At 72.1% G+C, this 20,754-nt stretch carries 23 protein-coding genes; 12 read left to right on the forward strand and 11 right to left on the reverse strand.

What is annotated here, in order from left to right; all coding sequences use genetic code 11:
* Positions 1–52 precede the first annotated feature (52 nt).
* The 3 genes from OG867_RS10820 (at position 53) to OG867_RS10830 (ending at position 4,788) form a co-directional block, all read left to right on the forward strand.
* Positions 53–946 carry a hypothetical protein gene (locus OG867_RS10820; protein WP_328901971.1) on the forward strand — a complete coding sequence of 298 codons (894 nt, stop codon included), beginning with the start codon at positions 53–55 and terminating at the stop codon, positions 944–946.
* An 81-nt stretch (positions 947–1,027) separates the two neighbouring features.
* Positions 1,028–1,489 (forward strand): hypothetical protein, encoded by a 462-nt coding sequence (locus OG867_RS10825; RefSeq protein ID WP_406284602.1) that lies wholly within the window; start codon positions 1,028–1,030, stop codon positions 1,487–1,489.
* Between the two features lie 119 nt (positions 1,490–1,608).
* Positions 1,609–4,788, forward strand: coding sequence for a tetratricopeptide repeat protein (locus tag OG867_RS10830; RefSeq protein WP_406284604.1), 3,180 nt, complete (start codon positions 1,609–1,611; stop codon positions 4,786–4,788).
* A 122-nt stretch (positions 4,789–4,910) separates the two neighbouring features.
* Here OG867_RS10830 and OG867_RS10835 read toward each other — a convergent pair whose 3' ends face one another.
* Together OG867_RS10835 and mca are read right to left on the reverse strand one after the other, a co-directional pair.
* Complete coding sequence (locus tag OG867_RS10835) at positions 4,911–5,150, reverse strand: hypothetical protein (protein ID WP_328901968.1); 240 nt, start codon at positions 5,148–5,150, stop codon at positions 4,911–4,913.
* A gap of 1 nt (position 5,151) precedes the next feature.
* Positions 5,152–6,033 carry a mycothiol conjugate amidase Mca gene (gene mca / locus OG867_RS10840; RefSeq protein ID WP_328901967.1) on the reverse strand — a complete coding sequence of 294 codons (882 nt, stop codon included), beginning with the start codon at positions 6,031–6,033 and terminating at the stop codon, positions 5,152–5,154.
* Between the two features lie 152 nt (positions 6,034–6,185).
* Between mca and OG867_RS10845 the strand changes: the two genes are divergently transcribed.
* Positions 6,186–6,602 carry a DUF4307 domain-containing protein gene (locus OG867_RS10845; protein ID WP_406284608.1) on the forward strand — a complete coding sequence of 139 codons (417 nt, stop codon included), beginning with the start codon at positions 6,186–6,188 and terminating at the stop codon, positions 6,600–6,602.
* Positions 6,603–6,785: 183 nt separating this feature from the next.
* On the forward strand, positions 6,786–7,283 hold the full coding sequence (gene greA / locus OG867_RS10850) for a transcription elongation factor GreA (protein ID WP_328901965.1): 498 nt from the start codon (positions 6,786–6,788) through the stop codon (positions 7,281–7,283).
* Positions 7,284–7,344: 61 nt separating this feature from the next.
* On the opposite strand, the gene OG867_RS10855 is transcribed toward greA, so the two are convergent.
* The 3 genes from OG867_RS10855 to ilvA all read right to left on the reverse strand — a co-directional run bounded on the left by OG867_RS10855 (position 7,345) and on the right by ilvA (position 10,524).
* The gene (locus tag OG867_RS10855; protein WP_328901964.1) at positions 7,345–8,208 is read right to left on the reverse strand and encodes an ABC transporter permease; all 864 of its coding nucleotides are present in this window, start codon (positions 8,206–8,208) and stop codon (positions 7,345–7,347) included.
* Positions 8,205–9,191 (reverse strand): ATP-binding cassette domain-containing protein, encoded by a 987-nt coding sequence (locus OG867_RS10860; RefSeq protein ID WP_406284611.1) that lies wholly within the window; start codon positions 9,189–9,191, stop codon positions 8,205–8,207. The genes OG867_RS10855 and OG867_RS10860 overlap by 4 nt, the downstream gene beginning before the upstream one ends.
* A gap of 103 nt (positions 9,192–9,294) precedes the next feature.
* On the reverse strand, positions 9,295–10,524 hold the full coding sequence (gene ilvA, locus OG867_RS10865; RefSeq protein ID WP_406284613.1) for a threonine ammonia-lyase: 1,230 nt from the start codon (positions 10,522–10,524) through the stop codon (positions 9,295–9,297).
* A 156-nt stretch (positions 10,525–10,680) separates the two neighbouring features.
* On the opposite strand from ilvA, the gene OG867_RS10870 reads away from it, so the two are divergent.
* From OG867_RS10870 to OG867_RS10885, 4 genes are read left to right on the forward strand one after another with little or no spacing between them, the layout of a single operon-like run.
* A complete protein-coding gene (locus OG867_RS10870) occupies positions 10,681–11,211 on the forward strand; it encodes a MarR family winged helix-turn-helix transcriptional regulator (protein WP_406284615.1) in 531 nt (176 codons plus the stop codon).
* A gap of 57 nt (positions 11,212–11,268) precedes the next feature.
* A complete protein-coding gene (locus OG867_RS10875; RefSeq protein WP_406284617.1) occupies positions 11,269–11,763 on the forward strand; it encodes a sigma factor-like helix-turn-helix DNA-binding protein in 495 nt (164 codons plus the stop codon).
* Positions 11,760–12,008: a hypothetical protein gene (locus OG867_RS10880; protein WP_328901959.1), complete on the forward strand. Its 249-nt coding sequence runs from the start codon at positions 11,760–11,762 to the stop codon at positions 12,006–12,008. The genes OG867_RS10875 and OG867_RS10880 overlap by 4 nt, the downstream gene beginning before the upstream one ends.
* A gap of 56 nt (positions 12,009–12,064) precedes the next feature.
* A complete protein-coding gene (locus OG867_RS10885; protein WP_328901958.1) occupies positions 12,065–12,250 on the forward strand; it encodes a DUF1059 domain-containing protein in 186 nt (61 codons plus the stop codon).
* Between the two features lie 51 nt (positions 12,251–12,301).
* Here OG867_RS10885 and OG867_RS10890 read toward each other — a convergent pair whose 3' ends face one another.
* A complete protein-coding gene (locus OG867_RS10890; RefSeq protein ID WP_406284620.1) occupies positions 12,302–13,447 on the reverse strand; it encodes a cystathionine gamma-synthase in 1,146 nt (381 codons plus the stop codon).
* 66 nt (positions 13,448–13,513) lie between these two features.
* Here OG867_RS10890 and OG867_RS10895 point away from each other — a divergent pair, with 66 nt between their 5' ends.
* A complete protein-coding gene (locus OG867_RS10895; RefSeq protein ID WP_406284623.1) occupies positions 13,514–14,620 on the forward strand; it encodes a hypothetical protein in 1,107 nt (368 codons plus the stop codon).
* 62 nt (positions 14,621–14,682) lie between these two features.
* Positions 14,683–15,348, forward strand: a complete 666-nt coding sequence (msrA, locus tag OG867_RS10900) for a peptide-methionine (S)-S-oxide reductase MsrA (protein ID WP_406284626.1) — start codon at positions 14,683–14,685, stop codon at positions 15,346–15,348.
* Positions 15,349–15,408: 60 nt separating this feature from the next.
* On the opposite strand, the gene OG867_RS10905 is transcribed toward msrA, so the two are convergent.
* From OG867_RS10905 to OG867_RS10915, 3 genes are all read right to left on the reverse strand, one after another.
* Positions 15,409–15,678 (reverse strand): type II toxin-antitoxin system RelE/ParE family toxin, encoded by a 270-nt coding sequence (locus tag OG867_RS10905; RefSeq protein WP_406284629.1) that lies wholly within the window; start codon positions 15,676–15,678, stop codon positions 15,409–15,411.
* A 162-nt stretch (positions 15,679–15,840) separates the two neighbouring features.
* A complete protein-coding gene (gene gdhA, locus OG867_RS10910; RefSeq protein WP_328901952.1) occupies positions 15,841–17,220 on the reverse strand; it encodes an NADP-specific glutamate dehydrogenase in 1,380 nt (459 codons plus the stop codon).
* A 249-nt stretch (positions 17,221–17,469) separates the two neighbouring features.
* Complete coding sequence (locus OG867_RS10915; RefSeq protein WP_406290883.1) at positions 17,470–17,742, reverse strand: DUF1330 domain-containing protein; 273 nt, start codon at positions 17,740–17,742, stop codon at positions 17,470–17,472.
* Positions 17,743–17,768: 26 nt separating this feature from the next.
* Here OG867_RS10915 and OG867_RS10920 point away from each other — a divergent pair, with 26 nt between their 5' ends.
* Entirely contained in the window at positions 17,769–18,362 is a 594-nt protein-coding gene (locus tag OG867_RS10920) for an RDD family protein (RefSeq protein WP_406284631.1), read from the forward strand.
* A gap of 62 nt (positions 18,363–18,424) precedes the next feature.
* Here OG867_RS10920 and OG867_RS10925 read toward each other — a convergent pair whose 3' ends face one another.
* On the reverse strand, positions 18,425–19,108 hold the full coding sequence (locus OG867_RS10925) for an ABC transporter ATP-binding protein (RefSeq protein ID WP_406284633.1): 684 nt from the start codon (positions 19,106–19,108) through the stop codon (positions 18,425–18,427).
* Positions 19,109–19,143: 35 nt separating this feature from the next.
* Positions 19,144–20,607 carry an ABC transporter permease gene (locus OG867_RS10930; RefSeq protein ID WP_406284635.1) on the reverse strand — a complete coding sequence of 488 codons (1,464 nt, stop codon included), beginning with the start codon at positions 20,605–20,607 and terminating at the stop codon, positions 19,144–19,146.
* Positions 20,608–20,754 lie beyond the last annotated feature (147 nt).

Here is a 20,754-nt window from a genome sequence, read left to right on the forward strand (position 1 = left end):
GGGAGGGTGTGGATGTGCCACCGGGGGGTGGCACACCAACGGGGGTGGTGGCATGAATCGGGGGATCATCGCCGCGTGCACGGTCGCGGTGGCCTTGGCGGTCACCGCGACCGGGTGCACGCATGGCGGCGCAGCCGAGCGCGACACCACATGGGCCGAGCGGCTGCGGATCTCCGACGCGACGGAGGTGCTGACCGGGCGCTGCATGAACCGCGCGGGTTTCCGGTACTGGACCAGCACCCGGCTCAGCCTGGAGGAGAGCCGGCCGCTCGACTACGTCAACGATGACGTCGACTGGGCCGCCGAGCACGGCTACGGCAGCCGCATCCAGGAGAAGACGGACAAGGCCCGCCGGGCGAACCCGAACGGGAACTACCGCGCCGGACTCTCCCCGCAGCGCCGCGACACGTACGACAAGGCGCTCGACGGCGGCCGGAACGCCACCTTCCTCACCACCGAGGTCCCGACGGCGACCGGCACCGGAAGGATCGGCAAGCGCCTCGGCGGCTGCTCGGCCCAGGCCGAGAAGCGGCTGTACGGGGACCCGGCCACCTGGTTCCGCGTGAACAAGACGGTCTCCAACCTCACTTCGCTGTATGTCCCCCGGATCACCCGGGACGAGAAGTTCACCGCCGCGCTCGCGGACTGGTCCCGCTGCATGGGCCGGGCCGGGCACCCGTATCCCGATCCGCCCGCCGCCCAGGAGGCGGTGGCGCGGCAGGCCGCGGAACTGCCAAGGGCGAAGGCGTTCGAGGCCGAGAAGCGCGTCGCGGTCACCGAAGCGCGGTGCGCCCGCGAGAGCTCGCTCGCGGCCGTCACCCGGGAGCGCGAGAAGCACTACCGCGCCGCCCTGCCCGCCCGCTACCGCGAGCAGATCGACGTACACCGGCGGCTGGAACACCAGGCGTACACCCGCGCGGCCGGGATCACCGGCCCGCGCGCCTGATGCGGGCCGCACCCACAGACGTCCACGGCGCCCTGCCGTGGATCAGCACGCCTCCGACGAGGCGGACACAAGGAGCAAACTATGCGAAAGCTGGGCATTTCCATCGCCGCACTCGGTCTGGCAGCCGCCGGACTCGTCGTCCCCGCCACCGCCGCCCAGGCATCCGCCTCGGGCACGGCGTCCAACCACTGCAACGACATCTGGCCGGGCCGGAACGGCTACGTGTACGCCTACGACTCCACGTACTGCTACGGCAAGCTGGGCGGCACCGCCGGCAACGACCCCGACTGGAACAAGGCGGGCGGCGGCTTCGAGAACGCGAGCGACAAGGCGTCGTCGGTGCTCAACTCCGGCTACTCCGGCGGCAACGACATCGTGAAGTTCTACTACCTGGCGAACTACGGCGGTGGCTACGGCTGCGTCTCGGCGGGCGAGTCCTTCGTCGACAACCTGGCCCGGAACACGCTCACCAACGGCTCGAACGCGAACAACAACATCCGCTCCCACAAGTGGGTGAGCAGCTGCAGCAACCTGATGCACTGACCCAACCCCCCAGCGGCCCACCGGCGTTCCCGGCCGGTGGGCCGTTCCGCTCCCTCGCGCGGACGCGCCGTACGAAGGACACTGGACCTCGCGACCAGCGGAGCCTGAGGGGGACACGGATGCAGTTGAGAGACAGTCACCGGGCCGACGCGGAACGGCTGTTGGTACGGGCCGTGGAGGAAGAGGCACGGCGCAGCGGTGGGCGGACGGACGCGTCCGTCCTGCTGCCCAGGGCGCGGGCCGCCCTCGACACCATCGCGGAGGGCGCGGCGGAGGAGTACGCGGCGTATGTGCAGGCGCTCGACGCGGCGGCGGGCGGGCAGCGGTTCGGGCGGGAGAGCCTGGCGACGCCGTTACTGGTCACCGGTGTCGCCGCCGCCGCGGCCTTCGGCGCCGACGTGGCGCTCGGCACGGCGTCCGGTCTCGCGCTCGGCGCGGGCGCGGTCGTCGCCGTGGCGGGGGCCACCGCGACGGTCGCCAAGGCCACCGCCTCGCACCGGCCGGCCGACCGGGCGGGCGCCCGTCCGGACCAGCTGCGGCTGCAATGGCTGGCTGCCCTGGATGTACGCGGCATACGCCCGTTTCTCGACCAGCAGCGGATGCTCGCCGCCACCACCCGCGCCCCGGCGAAGAAGGCCGCCGCCAAGGCGCGCACCCCGCTGCGCGGCGGGGACCGCAGCGCCGCCGCGCGAATGCGGTCGCTGCTTGAGCAGTCGTTCGGCCATCTCCCGGCGGCCGACGGGCTGTTCGCGGGGCGGCGGGGCGAGCTGGCCCGCATCGGCCGGTGGGTGCACGCGGCCCGGGCGTCGACCGAGACGAAGCCGACCGTCGTCGTGCTGCACGGTCCCCCGGGCGCCGGGCGCACCACGCTCGCCGTGCGGGCGGCGCACGAGCTGAAGGACCAGTTCAAGGGCGCGTGCGTGGTGGACCTGCGCGGCGACGCGGAGGGCGAGGTACCGCTGCCGACCCGGGACGCGCTGCTGCATCTGCTGAACCGGCTGGGCGCGCCCCGCGAGCAGCTGCTGTTCCGGGACAGCGCCTCCGCCGACCAGCAGGTGCGCCGGCTCGGCGAGCTGTACCACCAGCACCTGACGGGCACGGCCGTGACGATCGTCCTGGACGACGCCCGGGACGCGGAGCAGGTCGCGACGCTGATCCCGGAGCGCTCCGACAGCCTGGTCCTGGTCACCGCCCGTGAGCCGCTGGACCTGCCCGATTCGCTGCCCGCCTGGGTGCACCGGCTGGAGGTCGGGGCCCTCGATCCGGGCGGCGCGGAGGAGCTGCTGCGCGGGGTGTCGCAGGAGGCCGAGCCGGGTCCGTACGACTATCCGTCCAGCGAGGCGATCACCGAGCTGTGCGGCGGGCTGCCGCTGGCCCTGCGCGTCGCCGGTTCCGCGCTCGGGGCGCGTACGGCGGACGCGCTGGCCGCGGACCTCGCCGCGTACGGCCCGGTACCGCCCGTCGAGCGCGCCCTGTGGCTGCGCTACACCGACCAGTCCGAGCCGGCCAGGCGGCTGCTGCGGCGGCTCGCGCTGGCGGGCCGGGCGAGCCTGGGCGCGGCGGCGGCCGCCGCGCTGCTCGCCGCCGACGAGCAGGAGGCCGGCCGGCTGCTGACGGCCCTGGCCGGGGCCGGTCTGATCGACCACGTACGCGGCTCCCGCTACCGGCTGCACGATCTGGTACGCGGCTTCGCCCAGGCCCGGCTGCTCGACGAGGAGGAGCCGGCCGAGCGCGCCGCCGCGCAGGAACGGCTGATCACGAACTACGCGGAGCTGGCCGGCGCGGTGATCCGGATGGTGGACGGCAAGATGTCGACCCGGGCCGGCCAGTTCGGCTCGCACGGCTTCAGCTCGCTGGACGCGGCTCTGCGCTGGCTGGACGACGAGTCGAGCTTCATCACCTCCGCCCTGCGGCACGCGGAGGGCGTCGACCAGGCGGCGGTGCTCGCCCTGCTCGGCGCGCTGTGCGACTACTGCCTGCTGCGCGGCGACCTCTACCGGCTGGGTGAGATCAGCGAGCTGTCCCAGGCGGTCGACCAGGGGCTCCTTGAACGCTCGGTGCGCTGGCGTACGGGCATCGCGGCCCGCCAGCTCGGCGAGCTGGACAAGGCCCGCACCACGCTGTCCTCCGTCGTCGGCCTGTACCGGGAGGCGCAGAACGACGCGGGTACGGCGCTGGCGCTGTGCTCGCTCGGCATCACGCTGCACCACCAGGGCAACCTGACCGAGGCGGCGGCCCGGCTCCGCGAGGCGATGGGGCTCCAGCTCGCCGCCGGGCAGGACGCGGACCGGGCCTGGTCGCTGCACGCGCTGGCCGCTGTCGAACGCGACCGGGGCAACCTGGCCGAGGCGGTGACCCTCCTGGACACCGCGCTCACCCTGCACCGCGAGGGCGAGTCGCTGCACGGCGAGGCGTGGACCCGGTTCCAGTCGGGCCAGGTCCGGCTGCGCCTGGGCGAGGTGGAGCAGGCCGAGACCGCCCTGCGCGCCGCCCTCGATCTGTACGGGCGGACCCGCGACGATCGCGGTGTGGCGTGGGCGACGACCCAGCTGGCCCGGGCCCGGCTGCTGGACGGCGAACCGGGCGCGGCGGCCGAGCAGCTGACGGCGGCCCTGGCCCGGCACCGCGACAACGAGGACGCGCGCGGCGAGGCGTGGACCCTGTACTACCTGGGCCAGGCGCTGGAGGAGACCGGCGACACGGTGGAAGCCGTACGGCGGCTGGAGCGGGCCCGCACGATGTTCTCGCGGATGCGCGATGTCTACGGTCTCGCGTGCGCCCGGCACCACTCGGGGCGCGTCACCCGGGACCAGCGGGCCGCGCAGACGGGCAACCTGCGCAATTCCGGGTTCGCCCGCCAGCTGCTGGCCGACGCGCGGGCGGACTTCCGGCGCATCGGGGTCGCCCACGGCGAGGCGTGGACCTGCCTGGACCTCGCGCTGATCGACGCGGGCAACCAGCGGACGCCCCAGGCCCTCGGGCTGTGCGACGAGGCGGTCGTCCTGTTCGATGCGTACGGGGACGCGCGCGGCGCGGACTGGGCGCGCTTCCTGCGGTGCACACTGCTGCCGTACGCCTCGCCGGGCGGCGCCGAGGTGGGCACGGTGGTCGCCCAGCAGGAGCTGGCCGAGCTCCGCGCGGCCGGCCACCCGGCCAGGGACCCCAAGGTGGACGACTGCGCGGACACCTACCGGGTGATCCTGGACCGGGGCGCGGACCTGGAAACGGGCTGGCAGGCGTGGTCGCTGCACCTGACGCCGTCCCGGCGGACCCGGGAGATCATGGGCGTGAGGGTCTGACGTCCGCACCATCAACGCCGGACCGGCCACCATCCAGCCCGCCCGGCGATTGAGGGCATCTTTTCAGCCCGTCCGGCGCTTGAGGACCCGGCAGGCGGGGCGCAGCCAAGCGCCCCGCCGTACTACTTCCGCTTCGCGGACCCGGCCACCGGCTCGGACGCCGGCTCCGCCGGCCCCGGCTCCGCCGGTCCCTCCTCGAAGTTCACCCGCCCCATGTGCCGGTTCATCGACTTCATGAGCGCCCACACGCCCACGGCGAGCGCCGCGAAGACGATGAAGCCGAGGACCCCGGGGGTCACCTTGTTCTTGTCGAGTTCCTCGGCGAGCGGGACGAGGTTCGTCAGTGCCTGAGTCGCGTACATATCAGGCATTGTCGCGGATGCCCGCGAAGAGGTCGCTCTCGGGGAGGGAGGTATCGACCAGAGACTTCGCCAGCTCGTACTCCTCGGTCGGCCAGACCTCCCGCTGGATGTCCATCGGAACGCGGAACCAGCCGCCGTCCGGATCGATCTGCGTGGCGTGCGCGATCAGCGCCTTGTCGCGGATCTCGAAGAAGTCCGCGCACGGAACGTGCGTGGTCAGGGTGCGCTCGGCGCGCCCGAACTCCTTCCACCGCTCCAGCCACTCCCCGTACGGCGACTCCATGCCGCGGGCGAGCAGCGCCTCGTGCAGGGCGACCGTGCGCGGCCGGTTGAAGCCCTGGTTGTAGTAGAGCTTCCGCGGCGTCCAGGCGGGGCCGAACTCCGCCTCGGGGAACTTCTCGGTGTCCGCCGCGCCCTCGAAGGCGATCATCGAGATGGTGTGGGTCATGATGTGGTCGGGGTGCGGGTAGCCCCCGTTCTCGTCGTACGTGGTGATGACCTGCGGCCGGAACGCGCGGATCTTGGCGACGAGGCGGCCGGCGGCGACGGTCTCGTCCTCCAGGGCGAAGCAGCCCTCGGGGAGCGGGGGCAGCGGGTCGCCCTCGGGCAGGCCCGAGTCCACGAAGCCGAGCCACTCCTGCTTCACGCCCAGGATCTCCCGGGCCTCGTCCATCTCCTTGCGGCGCACCTCGTGGATGTTCTCCTCGATGTACGCGTCGCCCTGGAGTTTCGGGTTGAGGATGGAGCCGCGCTCGCCTCCCGTGCAGGTCACGACCAGCACGTCCACCCCCTCGGACACATACTTGGCCATGGTGGCCGCGCCCTTGCTCGACTCGTCGTCGGGGTGAGCGTGTACGGCCATCAGTCGAAGCTGCTCAGTCAAGACTCGATCCTCAGTGATTGGTCGCCATCAAAGGTGCCGTCCCGCAGGGACGCCGATCTCGGGGCGGCGGTCGGGTGACGGGTGGGCAACTTCTATAGTGACCGAACCGGGGGGTGGAAAATTCCTCGATCCCCGGCACGGGAGGAACGATCATGACTGCGGTGCGCGAGGCGCTTCCCGAGAACCGCTACGGCCGCTCCGCGGACCAGCGTGCGGACCGCAGGCTCAAGGTCATCGGCGCGGTGCTGGGCGCGGTGCTGCTGGGCGTGGTCGGCTGGATCGGCTACGACTACGTGGGCGGCAAGGGCCTCAGCGCCGAGATGATCAAGTTCAAGGTCACCTCGGACGACCGCGTCGAGGTGCACCTGGAGGTCCGCAAGGGCCGGGACGACCAGGGCTACTGCACCCTCCGCTCGCTCAGCGAGAACGGCACGGAGGTCGCGCGCAAGGACTTCCGTTTCGATGACGACAGCGACCGGATCGACAGGATCCTGACCCTGCGGACGACGTCCCGGGCGACCGCCGTCGAGCTGCTGGGCTGCACGGAGGACGGCGGGGCGTCGAGTTGACCGCAGCACGCCCGTCGTAACCCCATTTGACCGGCCCTGACCTGCGGTTTCCACGGTCGGGACTTTTACCTTCTCCCCCTTTTCCCGGTGAATTGTTAGGCTCGTGGTTTCGCCCACCCGTAGCAGCGCATGCTTGCGGGTAGGGCGTTGCTTTGTATTCCCAGTACCGACGAGGAGCACCCTGTGACCCAGACCAGCGAAAACGTCACCTGGCTCACGCAGGAGGCGTACAACCAGCTCAAGGCCGAGCTGGAGTACCTGTCTGGTCCCGCGCGCACGGAGATCGCCGTCAAGATCGCGGCGGCCCGTGAGGAGGGGGACCTGCGCGAGAACGGCGGGTACCACGCGGCCAAGGAGGAGCAGGGCAAGATGGAGCTCCGGGTGCGCCAGCTGACCCAGCTCCTCGAACACGCGAAGGTCGGCGAGGCGCCGGCCGACGACGGCGTGGTCGAGCCCGGCATGGTCGTGACGATCGCCTTCGACGGCGACGAGGACGACACCACGACCTTCCTGCTGGCCTCCCGCGAGTACGCGAGCGCGGACATCGAGACGTACTCCCCGCAGTCGCCGCTCGGCGTGGGCGTGAACGGCAAGAAGACCGGCGACAACGCCGCCTACGAGCTGCCGAACGGCAGGACCGCCACGGTGAAGATCCTCTCGGCCAAGCCGTACACCGGCTGACCCGTACGTGAGAGAGCCCCGGCCGCGCGGTGCGGCCGGGGCTCTTCCCTGTCCGGGGTCCTCAGTGGGAGACCGAGCGGTACTTGCGTACGGCCAGTGTGCGGAAGACCACGATGATCAGCACGGACCAGATCAGGGAGGCCCAGACGGGGTGCTCCATCGGCCAGGCGCCGGTCACCGACTTCGGGACGCCCGGGATCGTGTTGCCGAACAGTTCGCGGGCCGCCGCCACCGTCGCGCTGAACGGGTTCCACTCGGCGACGTACTGGAGGAACGTCGGCATGCCGTTGACCGGCACGAAGGCGTTCGAGATGAACGTCAGCGGGAAGAGCCAGATCAGGCCGCCGGAGGTGGCCGCCTCAGGGGTGCGGACGGTGAGGCCGATCAGCGCGCCGATCCAGGTGAACGCGTAGCCGAGCAGGAGCAGCAGGCCGAAGCCGCCGAGTACCTTGCCGATGTTCTCGTGGGTGCGCCAGCCGACGAGCAGCGCGACGCCCGCGAGGACGACGAGCGTGACGGCGGTCTGCACCAGGTCGGCCAGCGTCCGCCCGGTCAGCACCGCGCCCCGGGCCATCGGCAGCGACCTGAACCGGTCGATGAGGCCCTTGTGCATGTCCTCCGCGATGCCCGCGCCGGCGCCCGCCGTGGCGAAGGTGACGGTCTGCGCGAAGATGCCCGCCATCAGGAATTCCTTGTACGCGCCGGCGCTGACACCCGCGCCCGGGATGGCGATCGAGCCGCCGAACACGTACGTGAAGAGCACCACGAACATGACCGGCTGGATGATCCCGAACAGGATCATCTCGGGGATCCGGGTCATCCGGATGAGGTTCCGCTTGCCGATGACCAGAGAGTCGCGGACCGACTGGCCGATGCCGCCGCCCGGGCGTGGGGCGGCGGTACGGGCTTCGCTGAGGGCGCTCATTTCTCCGTCTCCGTTCCGGAATTCCCGGCCTCGTTCTTCTCCTGCTCGGCCGCGTGGCCGGTGAGGGAGATGAACACGTCGTCCAGGGTGGGGCGGCGCAGCCCGATGTCGTCGATCTCCACGCCCTGGGCGTCCAGGTCGCGGATGACCTCGGCGAGGAGCTTGGCTCCGCCGTCGACCGGGACGGTCAGCTTGCGCATGTTCGGCAGGACCGCGGTCTCGCCCTTGCCGAGGCGGGTGAGGACGGTGCGGGCCGGCTCGATCTGCTCGGGGTCGTGGACGACGACCTCGACGCGCTCGCCGCCGATGCGGGCCTTGAGCTGGTCGGAGGTGCCGCGTGCGATGGCGCGTCCGTGGTCGATCACGCAGATGTCGTGGGCGAGGTGGTCCGCCTCCTCCAGATACTGCGTGGTCAGCAGCAGCGTCGTACCCCCGGCGACCAGCTCCTCGATGACCTCCCAGAGCTGCTGGCGGTTGCGCGGGTCGAGCCCGGTCGTCGGCTCGTCCATGAACATGACCGGCGGCGACACGACGAGCGCCGCCGCCAGGTCGAGGCGGCGGCGCATGCCTCCGGAGTACGTCTTGGCGGGGCGGTCCGCCGCGTCGGCCAGGTTGAACCGGTCGAGGAGCTCGCCCGCCCGGACCTTCGCCGCGCGTCCGCTCATCTGGTAGAGCTGGCCGACCATGCGCAGGTTCTCGCGGCCGGTCAGATATTCGTCCACGGCGGCGAACTGGCCGGAGAGCCCGATCGAGCGCCGCACTTCGTTGGGATGCTTCAGGACGTCGATCCCCGCCACGAAGGCGCTGCCGCTGTCCGGCCTGAGCAGCGTCGTCAGGACCCGGACGGCGGTCGTCTTGCCGGCCCCGTTGGGGCCGAGGAGTCCGAGCACGGTGCCTTCCGGCACGTCGAGGTCGACACCGCCGAGTGCAGTGACGTCACCGAAGGTCTTGACGAGTCCTTCGGCATAGATGGCGCCTGGCATATGGGATTCCCCCAGTGCGTTCGGGTGGCTACCTCTCAGACCCCAGATCCTAGGTTTGCCGGGGGCGCCGTGCCCGATGAACACACAAGCGGGGACCTACCTGTCAGCCCATCACCAGATACCCCGCGTCCCGCAGCGCGGCCCTCACGTCGTCGCAGTGCTCGGGTCCCTTGGTCTCCAGCTGCAGTTCGACCTCCGCCTCGGTGAGACCGAGCCTGGGGTCGGTACGGGCATGGCTGATGTCCAGGACATTGGCGTCGGCCACCGACAGCACGCCGAGCATCGTGGCCAGCGCGCCGGGCCGGTCGGTGAGCCGCAGCCTCAGGCTGAGGTAGCGCCCGGCCGCCGCCATGCCGTGGGTGAGGATGCGCTGCATCAGCAGCGGGTCGACGTTGCCGCCGGAGAGCAGGGCCACCACCGGACCCTGGAACGCCTTCGGGTCGCCGAGGAGCGCGGCGACCGGGCTCGCCCCGGCGGGTTCGACCACCATCTTGGCCCGCTCCAGGCAGAGCAGCAGGGCGCTGGACAGCTCGTCCTCGGAGACCGTACGCACCTCGTCCACCAGGTCCCTGACCAGGGCGAACGGGACATCCCCGGGGCGCCCGACCTTGATGCCGTCCGCCATGGTCTGGAGCGTGTCGATGGAGACGGGGCGGTCGGCCGCCAGGGACGGCGGGTAGCACGCGGCGCCGGCCGCCTGCACGCCGACGATGCGCACGTCGGGCCGGACGGCCTTGACCGCGACCGCGATGCCGGCCGCGAGCCCGCCGCCGCCCATGCCGACGACGATCGTCCGGACCTCGGGACATTGCTCCAGGATCTCCAGGCCGACCGTGCCCTGTCCGGCGATGATGTCGGCGTGGTCGAAGGGGTGGATGAACACCGCGCCGGTCTCGCGCGCGTACTCCTGCGCGGCGGCCAGGGTCTCGTCCACGACGGTGCCGTGCAGCCGCACCCGGGCCCCGTACTCGCGGGTGGCGGCGACCTTCGGCAGCGGTGCGCCGACGGGCATGAAGACCGTGGACCGTACGCCGAGGAGCGCAGACGCGAGGGCGACACCCTGCGCATGGTTCCCGGCGCTCGCGGCCACGACCCCCGCGGCGCGTTCGACCGGGGTGAGTCCCGAGATGCGTACGTAGGCGCCCCGCAGTTTGAACGAGCCGGTCCGCTGGAGGTTCTCGCACTTGAAGAGGACGGGCGCGCCCACGAGGCCCGAGAGATGGCGGCTTCCTTCGAGCGGGGTGACCTTGGCGACCCCGGAGAGCATCTTCTGCGCCCCCCGTACGTCATCGAGGATCACGGAGGGAAAGCTGCCGGGCGACGGGAAGTTCATACCGTAAGTCTTGCAGCTCGCAGGGGTCCCGGCCGCCGCTTGCGGGGCCGTCCTGCGCCGATGTCCGCAGGTTTGTGCAGCACTGGTACGCGTTGCCCCGGGGCCGCGTACTCTGTCCCCCACCCATCCGACACCGCACGAAGAGAGCCCCCGGCCATGCCCCCTCAGGACATGACGACTGCCTCGTCTCCTTCCGGGGGCGCTGCCCCGGAAAACCCGGGTCCCGACCACGTTCTCGACACCCTTCAGCATCAGGTGGCCGTATTCGCCCGCCGGGCCGAGCAGACCCGTCTCGGCGGGGTGGGCCAGGTGCGCAACTCCATGGACCGGGCGGCCTATCTGCTGCTGAACCGGCTGGATCTGGAAGGTCCGATGGGCGTCAAGGCGCTGGCCGCCGGGATGGGGATCGACTCGTCCACGGTGACCCGGCAGGTCGCGCCGCTGGTCGACACCGGACTGGTGAAGCGGACCTCGCACCCGGAGGACGGCCGGGCGGTCGTGCTCCAGCTGTCGCCGCGCGGCCAGGCCCGTCTCGACGAGGTCCGGGACTCGCGGCGGGAGTTGATGTCGCAGGTGACGGACGGGTGGAGCGAGGAGGAGCGGGACACGTTCTGCGCGCTGCTCACCCGCTTCAACGCGGCGCTGGCGGCCCGGCAGGCCACGCACCAGACGGCGCCCGCGAACTGAACGCCCGCTGCGGTCCGGGGGGTTGACCCGAGGGCCGCGGCGCGTTCCGATGGACGTGTGCGAGAGCGTCATGCGGGCCCGCGGCGGGGCCGCGCCCAGGACTTCGAGTCCTTCGTCGCGGGCGCGGCGGGCCGTCTGCTGCACACGGCCACCCTGCTCACCGCCGAACCGGCGGACGCGTCCGGCGCCCACCCGCACGCGCGACGGCTGCTGACGGCCTCGCTGGCCCGGACGTTCGCCGACTGGGAGCGGCTGCGGGGCGAGGACCCGTACAACCGCACCCGGCAGGAGCTGGCGGCCAGGTTCGCCCGCGAGACGTGGCGCCATCACCGGCCGCGCGGCGGGCTGCTGGACCGGCTGACCCCGCAGGAGCGGCTCGTCCTGGTGCTGCGGCTGTACGAAGGGGTCCCGGAGGAGCAGACGGCGGCCCTGCTGGGGCTGCCCGAGGGCCGGGTGCGCGCGGTCTGCAACCGGTCGGTGGCCACGATGCGCGGCACCAGGAACCCGACCGTGCGCCGGGGCCCGGCCCGGCTGCTGGGCGCCGCCCCATGAGTGGCACCGGCCGGCGCGAGGACGAGGTGCGCCGGATGCTGGAGGGTCCGCATCCGCCGGTGCCCGCCGATCTGGCGGCGTCGGCGGCGGAGCGGGGCGCACGGCTGCTGCGGCGCCGGCGGGCGCTGCGCAGGCTCTGGGTGATGGCGCTGATCGCGGCGGTCACCGCGTTCACCATCTGGGCCCTGGCGGCCCGGCCGTGGGAGGCGCCTCCGGCGGAGACGACGCCGGTGGAAGGCTGGTAGACGCGGCGGTCGGGGCGTTCCGGACTACCCTGGAAAGGAGTGGTCAGGAGGCTGTCATGACCCGGAAAATCGCTGACTGCCGTAAGTATCCGAGTGAGTCGAACTGCTCGCTGACGATCGCCGGCGAGGAGGAGGAAGTCGTGCGGGCCGCGAGCGAGCACGCCGTCTCCGTCCACCAGCACACCGACAGCCCCGAGCTGCGGGAGCAGGTCAGGGCGACGCTGGAGGACGAACCGGCCTGAAGCCCGAGGCGGCGGGACCGAAGCTCCGGCCCCGCCGCCTTCCTACGCCTTTTAACCCAGCGCCTGCGTCAGGTCCGCGAGCAGGTCGTCCGCGTTCTCGATGCCGACGGAGAGGCGGACCAGGTCGGCCGGGACCTCCAGCGGGGAGCCGGCCGCCGAGGCGTGCGTCATGCGGCCGGGGTGCTCCAGGAGCGATTCGACGCCGCCCAGGGACTCGCCCAGGGTGAACAGCTTCGCCCGGTTGCAGACTTCGAGCGCCGCCTCCTCGCCGCCCTCGACGCGGAAGGACACCATGCCGCCGAAGGAGCGCATCTGCTTGGCGGCGACCTCGTGGCCCGGGTGCTCGGGCAGGCCCGGGTAGAGGACCTGGGAGACCTTGGGGTGCCGGGTCAGCAGCTCGGCGACCTTGGTGGCGTTCTCGCTGTGGCGGTCCATGCGCACGGCGAGCGTCTTGATGCCGCGCAGCACCAGCCAGGCGTCGAACGGGCCGGCGACGCCGCCCATCGCGTTCTGGTGGAAGACCAACTCCTCGGCCAGATCAGGATCGTTGACGATCAGCGCGCCGCCGACGACGTCCGAGTGGCCGCCCATGTACTTGGTGGTGGAGTGCACGACGACGTCCGCGCCGAGCGCCAGCGGCTGCTGGAGGTAGGGGCTCGCGAAGGTGTTGTCCACGACGAGCCGCGCCCCGGCGGTGCGGGCGACCTGGGCGACGGCGGCGATGTCGGTGATGCCGAGCAGCGGGTTGGACGGGGTCTCCACCCAGACCGCCTTGGTGCGCGGGGTGATCGCGGCCCGGACCGCCGCCACGTCCGAGGTGTCGGCCACGGAGAACTCCACGCCCCAGCGCGAGGCGACCTTCGCGAACAGCCGGAACGTGCCGCCGTAGGCGTCGTTCGGGATGACCACGTGGTCGCCGGGGGTCAGCAGCGTACGGAGCAGGCAGTCCTCGGCGGCGAGGCCGGAGGCGAAGGCGAGCCCGCGCCGGCCGCCCTCCAGGGCCGCGAGGTTCTCCTCCAGGGCGGTACGCGTCGGGTTGGCGCTGCGGCTGTACTCGTAACCGCCGCGCAGCCCGCCCACGCCGTCCTGCTTGTACGTGGACACCTGGTAGATGGGCGGAACCACGGCACCGGTGAGGGGGTCAGCGGTGTTCCCCGCGTGGATCGCGCGCGTTTCGAAGCTGTGCTGGTCGCTCATGGGGCCGAGCGTAGTTCGTTACGAGGTGCCTCACGGGTCACATGGCCGTCCGGTGACAATGGGGGCATGGAGATTCTGTGGTTCCTGCTCGCGCTGTGCCTGCTGACCGCCGCGATCGGCCCGTACGTGCTGCGCCGGCGCGGCGGTGGCATCCGGCTGGCCGCGCCCGGCTCCCCCGACGCCGCCGACCCGCAGGACTACGGCTTCGTACGCCAGGAGGAGCTGGACGTCCGGACGCCCGGCGCTGACCAGGACCTGCTGGACGTGCTGGAGGTGGTGCAGCACACGCAGGAGTGGCGGGCCGCGTCCCAGCTGCTGGCCGGGACCCCGAAGGAGGGTGAGCTGCGTTGGCAGCGGGTGCAGGCGTTCGCCGGGGCGGCCTCCCTCGAACTGCTGCGGAAGCCGGGCGTCGGCGGGGCGTGGCTGCGCAGGTGGCGCGCGGAGGCACCGAAGGACGCGGGCGCGGCGGCGGTGCACGCGGAGTTCCTGGTGCAGCAGGCGTGGCGGTCGTCCACGGCGGGTACGGACGACTTCCGGATCATCCTGGAGGAGGCCCGTACGGTGATCGGCGAGGCCGCCCTGCTGGCCCCGGGCGACCCGGTCCCGTACATCGTGGAGCTGGCGGTCGCGCGCGGACTGGGTTACTCCGGCGAGGAGTTCGACCAGCTGTGGGCGAAGATCATCGACCGGGCCCCGGCGCACCTGGGCGCGCACATCGCTGCGCTGCACTTCTGGAGCGAGCGCTGGCACGGCTCGCGCGAGGAGGCCGACCGCTTCGCGACGGCCGCCGCCGCCCGCGCCCCGCAGGGCTCGCTGCTCGCCGGGCTGCCGCTGTTCGCGGTGTACGAGCATCTCCCCGAGGTCAATCTGGTGCGCGGCTTCTACGAGAGCCAGGTGGTGACCCGGGCCGTGGAGGGCGCGATGTACGCGGTGCACTCGGCGCGCGCGGACGATCCGATGCTGCCGCACGTGCGCCATCTGCTGGTGCTGTTCCTGGTGCGGATGGAGCGCTGGGCGGAGGCGGTGCGCCAGCTGGTGCGCATCGACGGGTACGTGGGCGCGCTGCCGTGGACGGCGAGCGAGGACCCGGCCGCGGAGTACGCGGTGTACCGGGCGCTGGCGGTCGCGGGCTACGAGGCGAACGGCGGCAGCCCGGCGAGCCTGCCGCACTAGGAATCCGCGGGGCCCTCCGCGCGTTGTACGGACAGCACGCCCGACCCAGGAGGAGCCCCCGCATGTTCCTGCACCGCCGCACCCCCCAGCTCCCCACCCCGGAGGAGGCCCTGCGCGGCCGTCCCGTCCCCGAGTTCACCGTCCCGGCCCGGCACACGGTGCTGGGCAACCCGCTGCTGGGCCCGTACCCGGAGGGTCTGGCGGTCGCGGACTTCGGGATGGGCTGCTTCTGGGGCGCCGAGCGTAAGTTCTGGCAGACCGACGGCGTCTGGACGACGCTCGTCGGCTACCAGGGCGGCTCCACGGAGAATCCCGCGTACGAGGAGGTCTGCTCGGGCCTCACCGGCCACACGGAGGCGGTCCGCGTCGTCTACGACCCGAAGACCGTCACCTACGCGGAGCTGCTGAAGCTGTTCTGGGAGTCCCACGACCCGACCCAGGGCTTCCGCCAGGGCAACGACGTGGGGACGCAGTACCGCTCCGCGGTCCACACCCACACCCCGGACCAGGCGGCGGCCGCCGAGGCGTCCCGCCAGGCGTACCAGAAGGTGCTGACGGCCTCCGGGCACGGCGAGATCACCACGGAGATCCTGCCGGCCGACGGCCGCCCCTTCTACCCCGCCGAAGCGGCCCACCAGCAGTACCTGGACAAGAACCCGGCCGGCTACTGCGGTATCGGCGGCACGGGCGTCTCCTGCCCGGTGGGCGTGGCCCCGGCGGAGAGCTGAGACACCTCTGAACGGGACGGGCCCGGGCAGTGCGCCCGGGCCAGTCCCGTTCGGCCGGCCTCACAGGCTCCGGTACGCATCGCTCCGGTGTCCGAGGTGGAGGGCCAGGATGACCAGCGCGTCGCCCCGTACCTCGTACACCACCCGGAAGTCTCCGGCGCGCACCCGGTAGAGCCCGTCGTGCCCCGCGAGTTTCCTGACATCCGCGTCCGCCCGCCATGGGTCGTCGCCGAGCGGGGTGATGGCCGTGAGGATGCGGAGCGCGTCCTGCCGGCCGATCGCGCGCAGTTGGCGCTGGGCGTGAGCGGTGAAGCGGAAGGCGTACTTCACGCGGCCGGGCTCTCACCCTCGAAGAGGTCGGCGAGGAGTTCCGCCATGCCGACGGTCGGGTCCTGACGGTGCGCCTCCGCCTCCCGGGCGGCCAGTTCGTCGGAGGACGGGAACGGGCCCGGGGACGCTTCCCCGGGCCCGTTCCGCGCGTCGTGGCCGGGGTCAGATGAGCCCCTGCGCCAGCATCGCGTCCGCGACCAGTTCGAAGCCGGCGATGTTGGCGCCGACGACGTAGTTGCCGGGGCTGCCGTACTTCTCGGCGGTGGTGTAGCAGGAGTCGTGGATGTGGCGCATGATCTCCGACAGGCGCTGCTCGGTGTGGGCGAAGGTCCAGGAGTCGCGCGAGGCGTTCTGCTGCATCTCCAGGGCGCTGGTGGCCACGCCGCCCGCGTTGGCCGCCTTGCCGGGGGCGAAGGCCACGCCGGCGTCCTGGAAGACGCGGACGGCCTCGGGGGTGGTGGGCATGTTGGCGCCCTCGGCGACCGCCTTGACGCCGTTGCGGACGAGGGCGAGCGCGTCGACCTCGTGCAGCTCGTTCTGGGTGGCGCAGGGCAGGGCCACGTCGACGGGGACGTTCCAGACGCCGGTGCCCTCGACGTACTTCACGTGCGCGCCGCGCCGCTCGGCGTACTCGGAGATGCGGCCGCGGCCGCGCTCCTTGATCTCCTTGAGCAGGTCGAGGTCGATGCCCTTGTCGTCCACGACGTAGCCGCCGGAGTCCGAGGCCGTGACGACGGTCGCGCCGAGCTGCTGGGCCTTCTCGATGGCGTAGATCGCGACGTTGCCGGAGCCGGAGACGGAGATCCGCTGGCCGTCCAGGGACTCGCCCCGGCTGCGCAGCATCTCGGCGGTGAACATGACGCAGCCGTAGCCGGTCGCCTCGGTGCGGACGAGGGCGCCGCCCCAGCCGAGGCCCTTGCCGGTGAGGACGCCGGACTCGTGGCGGTTGGTGATCCGCTTGTACTGGCCGAAGAGGTAGCCGATCTCGCGGCCGCCGACGCCGATGTCACCGGCGGGCACGTCGGTGTACTCGCCGACGTGCCGGTGGAGCTCGGTCATGAAGGACTGGCAGAACCGCATGATCTCGGCGTCGGAGCGGCCCTTCGGGTCGAAGTCCGCGCCGCCCTTGCCGCCGCCGATGGGCATGCCGGTGAGGGCGTTCTTGAAGATCTGCTCGAAGCCGAGGAACTTCACGATGCCGAGGTTGACCGAGGGGTGGAAGCGCAGGCCGCCCTTGTACGGGCCGAGCAGGCTGGAGAACTCGACGCGGAAGCCGCGGTTGACGTGGATGTCGCCCGAGTCGTCCGACCACGGCACGCGGAAGATGAGCTGCCGCTCCGGCTCGCATATGCGTTCGATAACCCGCGCGTCCACGAACTCCGGCCGCTTGGCCAGCACGGGGCCGAGGGTCTCCAGGACCTCCCGGACCGCCTGGTGGAACTCCTTCTCGCCCTGGTTGCGGCGCAGCACCTCGGCGTACAACGGCTCGATGGCGCGGTTCTCGGCGGCGTGCGAGGTGGCGGAGTCAGGGGTGACCGGCATCTGATCAAGACCTTCCATGGGTCGGCTCATACGCGGGGGCAGCCCCGATTCTCCCAGTGGGCCCGCCGGAAGGCCCGTGGCACCCCCGGGGCGACCCCGCCCCTCAACACCCCGGACCTGGGCCAACGGCCTTGCGCGGGCCAGGATCGGCGCACGATTGGCCGGACCGGAGCGACCACCGGGACCCCGCCGAAGTGGTGAATCTCACAGCCATGCGGTCTCGACGGTGAGGTTCCGGAAATCCAGCCGTTACGCCGCCGGAGTGGCGACCGCCCCCGCGCGCAGCGCCGCGGCGGTCGCCCTCGGGTCGTAGTCCGGCGCGACGCCCTCCACGAGCACCAGGTCGCCCGCCATGTTCCGGGCCCGCAGCGGCACCAGCTCCTGACAGGCCGGGGACGCGTACCAGGCACGCGCCTCCTCGATGGACGGAAAGCCGAGCACGACCACCGCTCCGGGCCGCGCGCCCTCGACTCCGTCGACCGCATGACCCGCGGGGTAATACGGAACGCCCCGGGACGTAATGACGGGTCATCAGACATGATTCGCTCATGACATCCATACGGGGAAACCGCAGAGGTCTCCGTCCGCACCGGCCCGCCGGGCCCGTGCTGCCCGCCCGGCCCGGGTACCACGGGTCGTTACGCCCCGGCCCGCGCACCCCGCCGCGCGCCGGCGAGACGCGCCGCATCCTCGCGGTGGGCCTGGACTGCTACCTCTGCGTACTCACGGCGGGGCTGCTGGCCAGGCCGTACGTGGACACCGCGTCCCTGCCCGAGGCGGCGGCGCTGCTGGCCGTTCCGGTGCTCGTGCTGTCCTTCGTCAACCAGGTCGTGCTCACCGCGTTCCTCGGCGCCGGCGCGGGCAAGCTGATCATGGGCATCCGGGTGGTGCGCCTGCCGGACGTCCGCCGCCCCGGCCCCGGGCTGCTGGTGCGGCGCTGGCTCTACGGGCTGGCCTGGCTGCCCCTGCGCCCCTGGTACGGGCTGCGCGCCGGCCCCGGGGCCGGGCAGCCCGACGCGACCGGGCCGGTGCGGGTGCGGACCTGCGAGCAGGGCGTCTCGTACGCGGACCCGCTCGGTCTGCGCCAGGTCCGCCGGGGCGACCTCGTGGCGTACCGCAGGGCCGCGCGGCCCGGGAGCTGACACCGCCGCCGGGGGCACCAAGGCCCACCGGCGGCGGTCGGGGACGGGGAGGCGGGGCGGGGTCAGGCCGGGGCGTTCTCCGTGATGGTGACCTTGCCCTTGCGGATGGTGGCCAGGCGCGGGGCGCGGCGGGCGATGGCGCTGTCGTGGGTGACCATGACGAAGGTGAGCCCGTGCTCCTTCCACAGGGTCTCCAGGACCTCCATGATCTCGTCGCGCATGGACTCGTCCAGATTGCCGGTGGGTTCGTCCGCGAGAAGCACCTTGGGCCGCTTGACCAGGGCACGGGCGATGGCGACGCGCTGCTGCTGGCCGCCGGACATCTCGCCGGGCACATGGCCCAGCCGCTCGCCGAGCCCGACGGAGTCCAGCGCCTCGGCGGCTCTTCCGCGCCGCTCGGACGCCTTGACGCCGAGGGGGACGAGGGCGGTCTCGACGTTCTCCTGGGCGGTGAGCGTCGGGATGAGGTTGAAGCTCTGGAAGACGAAGCCGATGTTCTCGGCACGCACCTTGGTGAGCTTGGCCTCGCTGAGCCTGGCCAGGTCCATCCCGTCGAGCTCGATGCTCCCGGTGGTGGGCCGGTCCAGGCCGCCGAGCATCTGAAGCAGGGTGGACTTGCCGCCGCCGGTGGGGCCCTGGATGACCAGGCGGCCGCCGTCCTCGATGGTGAGGTCGACGCCGGCGAGGGCGTGCACGGTGGACTTTCCGCGCTGGTACTGCTTGGTGACGCCTTGAAGGGTGTACATGGGTGCTCTCCTGACGGGGTGTGGGGTCCGGACTGCTACTCGACGCGGCGGAGCGCGTCCGCCGGGCGCAGCCGGGAGGCGCGCCAGCCGCCGAAGGCGCCCGCGATCAGCCCGCCCGCCACGGCCAGGGCGACGGCGGTGAGGATGACGGAGAGGGAGACGGGCGCGGTGAGCGCGATGTCGAGGCCCTTGGAGGCGCTCTGCCGGCCGAAGCCGGGCCCGCCGCCGCCCATCATGCCGCCGCGCGTCCCGCCACCGCCGGAGGAGCCCAGCTCGGCGGTGAGCGTGGGGCTGACGGCGGTGACCGCGTAGGCGCCGGCCAGGCCGACGGCGATGCCGAGCACGCCGCCGATGAGGCCGTTGACCAGGGCCTCGCCGACGACCTGGCGGGTGACCCGGCCGCTCTTCCAGCCGAGGGCCTTCAGCGTGCCGAACTCGCGCACCCGGCGGCTGACGGCGGAGGAGGTGAGGAGCCCGGCGACCAGGAACGCGGCGGCCAGGACCGCGAAGGACAGCCACTTGCCGACACCGGCGGCCAGGTCGGACGCGGTGGACAGGGAGCCGGAGACGGTGTCCGCGAGGTCGGCGGAGGTGGTGACGGTGGTGCCGGAGATGTTCTTCTGGATGGCCGACTTGACGCCGTCGATCTTCTGGGAGTCCGCGGCCTTCACGTAGACCGTGGTGACCTTGTCCTTGGAGTCGGACAGGGTCTGCGCCTGCTTGAGCGGGATGTAGAGGTTGGCGGCCGCGTCACCGCTGTCGGCCGTCGAGACGCCGATGATCGTGAACTTGGTGCCGTGGACGGTCACGGTCTTGCCGGTGGCGAGGGTCTTCTCCTTGGCGTACGCGGAGTCGACCACGGCCACCTCGGCGTCGGTCTCGGTCGTCTTGAACGTACGGCCGGAGGTGATCTTCGAGGAGGTGAGCGGGCCGAGGTCCTGCTGGGTGACGTCGGTTCCGTACACCGTGTAGGAGTTGACGTCGAAGGAGGCGCCGCCGCCCCTGACCTCGCCCTGCGGCATGCCGCCGCCGGCCCCGCCGCGTCCGCCGCCCTGGCCCGTGCCGCCCTCCTGCTTGAACTCGCCGCGCTTGAACTGCCCGTCCACCTTCATGACGGACAGGCTCAGCCCGCCGACCGCACCGGCGACGCCGTCCTGCTCGCCGACCTTGGTGACGGTGGAGGAGGCCAGGGTCTGGAAGCCCTGGACCATGACCCGGTCCGTGCTCTGGGTCGCGTCGTCGTCGCTGTCCTTGGCGTCGAAATCGAACCTGGGGCGGCCGGTGGAGCCCGACGTGGGCGCCGTGGCCGCCTTGGTGACGGTCATGTCCGTGCCGAGCCCGTACAGCGATTCGAGGACCTTGTCCTGGGCCTTGCCCATGCCCGAGGAGACGGAGCTGACGACGATGACCAGCGCAATGCCGAGGGCGAGCCCGGAGGCGACGACGAGCGCCGCCTTTCTGCGGCGGCGCAGCTCGCGCCGGAGGTAGGTGAAGAACATGGCGTGAGGCTAGGAACGGCTCGTGATGGTGGGTTAAGGCCACCATGAGAGCCGGATGAGAACAGTGTGTACGCCGAAGGCGGCGGCACCGGATGGGGTGCCGCCGCCTTCGGCGTACGGGGTGGGGTTCGGCCGGAAGGGGGCCGG

It is taken from the genome of Streptomyces sp. NBC_00209 (assembly GCF_045206345.1).
GTDB lineage: Bacteria > Actinomycetota > Actinomycetes > Streptomycetales > Streptomycetaceae > Streptomyces.

Excerpts from the sequence above, each read along its gene's own strand:
- OG867_RS10820 (WP_328901971.1), top strand. The coding sequence starts at position 53 with ATGAATCGGGGGATCATCGCCGCGTGCACGGTCGCGGTGGCCTTGGCG.
- OG867_RS10825 (WP_406284602.1), top strand. The coding sequence starts at position 1,028 with ATGCGAAAGCTGGGCATTTCCATCGCCGCACTCGGTCTGGCAGCCGCC.
- OG867_RS10830 (WP_406284604.1), top strand. The coding sequence starts at position 1,609 with ATGCAGTTGAGAGACAGTCACCGGGCCGACGCGGAACGGCTGTTGGTA.
- OG867_RS10835 (WP_328901968.1), bottom strand. The coding sequence starts at position 5,150 with ATGTACGCGACTCAGGCACTGACGAACCTCGTCCCGCTCGCCGAGGAA.
- OG867_RS10845 (WP_406284608.1), top strand. The coding sequence starts at position 6,186 with ATGACTGCGGTGCGCGAGGCGCTTCCCGAGAACCGCTACGGCCGCTCC.
- OG867_RS10855 (WP_328901964.1), bottom strand. The coding sequence starts at position 8,208 with ATGAGCGCCCTCAGCGAAGCCCGTACCGCCGCCCCACGCCCGGGCGGC.
- OG867_RS10860 (WP_406284611.1), bottom strand. The coding sequence starts at position 9,191 with ATGCCAGGCGCCATCTATGCCGAAGGACTCGTCAAGACCTTCGGTGAC.
- ilvA (WP_406284613.1), bottom strand. The coding sequence starts at position 10,524 with ATGAACTTCCCGTCGCCCGGCAGCTTTCCCTCCGTGATCCTCGATGAC.
- OG867_RS10870 (WP_406284615.1), top strand. The coding sequence starts at position 10,681 with ATGCCCCCTCAGGACATGACGACTGCCTCGTCTCCTTCCGGGGGCGCT.
- OG867_RS10880 (WP_328901959.1), top strand. The coding sequence starts at position 11,760 with ATGAGTGGCACCGGCCGGCGCGAGGACGAGGTGCGCCGGATGCTGGAG.
- OG867_RS10885 (WP_328901958.1), top strand. The coding sequence starts at position 12,065 with ATGACCCGGAAAATCGCTGACTGCCGTAAGTATCCGAGTGAGTCGAAC.
- OG867_RS10890 (WP_406284620.1), bottom strand. The coding sequence starts at position 13,447 with ATGAGCGACCAGCACAGCTTCGAAACGCGCGCGATCCACGCGGGGAAC.
- OG867_RS10895 (WP_406284623.1), top strand. The coding sequence starts at position 13,514 with ATGGAGATTCTGTGGTTCCTGCTCGCGCTGTGCCTGCTGACCGCCGCG.
- msrA (WP_406284626.1), top strand. The coding sequence starts at position 14,683 with ATGTTCCTGCACCGCCGCACCCCCCAGCTCCCCACCCCGGAGGAGGCC.
- gdhA (WP_328901952.1), bottom strand. The coding sequence starts at position 17,220 with ATGCCGGTCACCCCTGACTCCGCCACCTCGCACGCCGCCGAGAACCGC.
- OG867_RS10920 (WP_406284631.1), top strand. The coding sequence starts at position 17,769 with ATGACATCCATACGGGGAAACCGCAGAGGTCTCCGTCCGCACCGGCCC.
- OG867_RS10925 (WP_406284633.1), bottom strand. The coding sequence starts at position 19,108 with ATGTACACCCTTCAAGGCGTCACCAAGCAGTACCAGCGCGGAAAGTCC.
- OG867_RS10930 (WP_406284635.1), bottom strand. The coding sequence starts at position 20,607 with ATGTTCTTCACCTACCTCCGGCGCGAGCTGCGCCGCCGCAGAAAGGCG.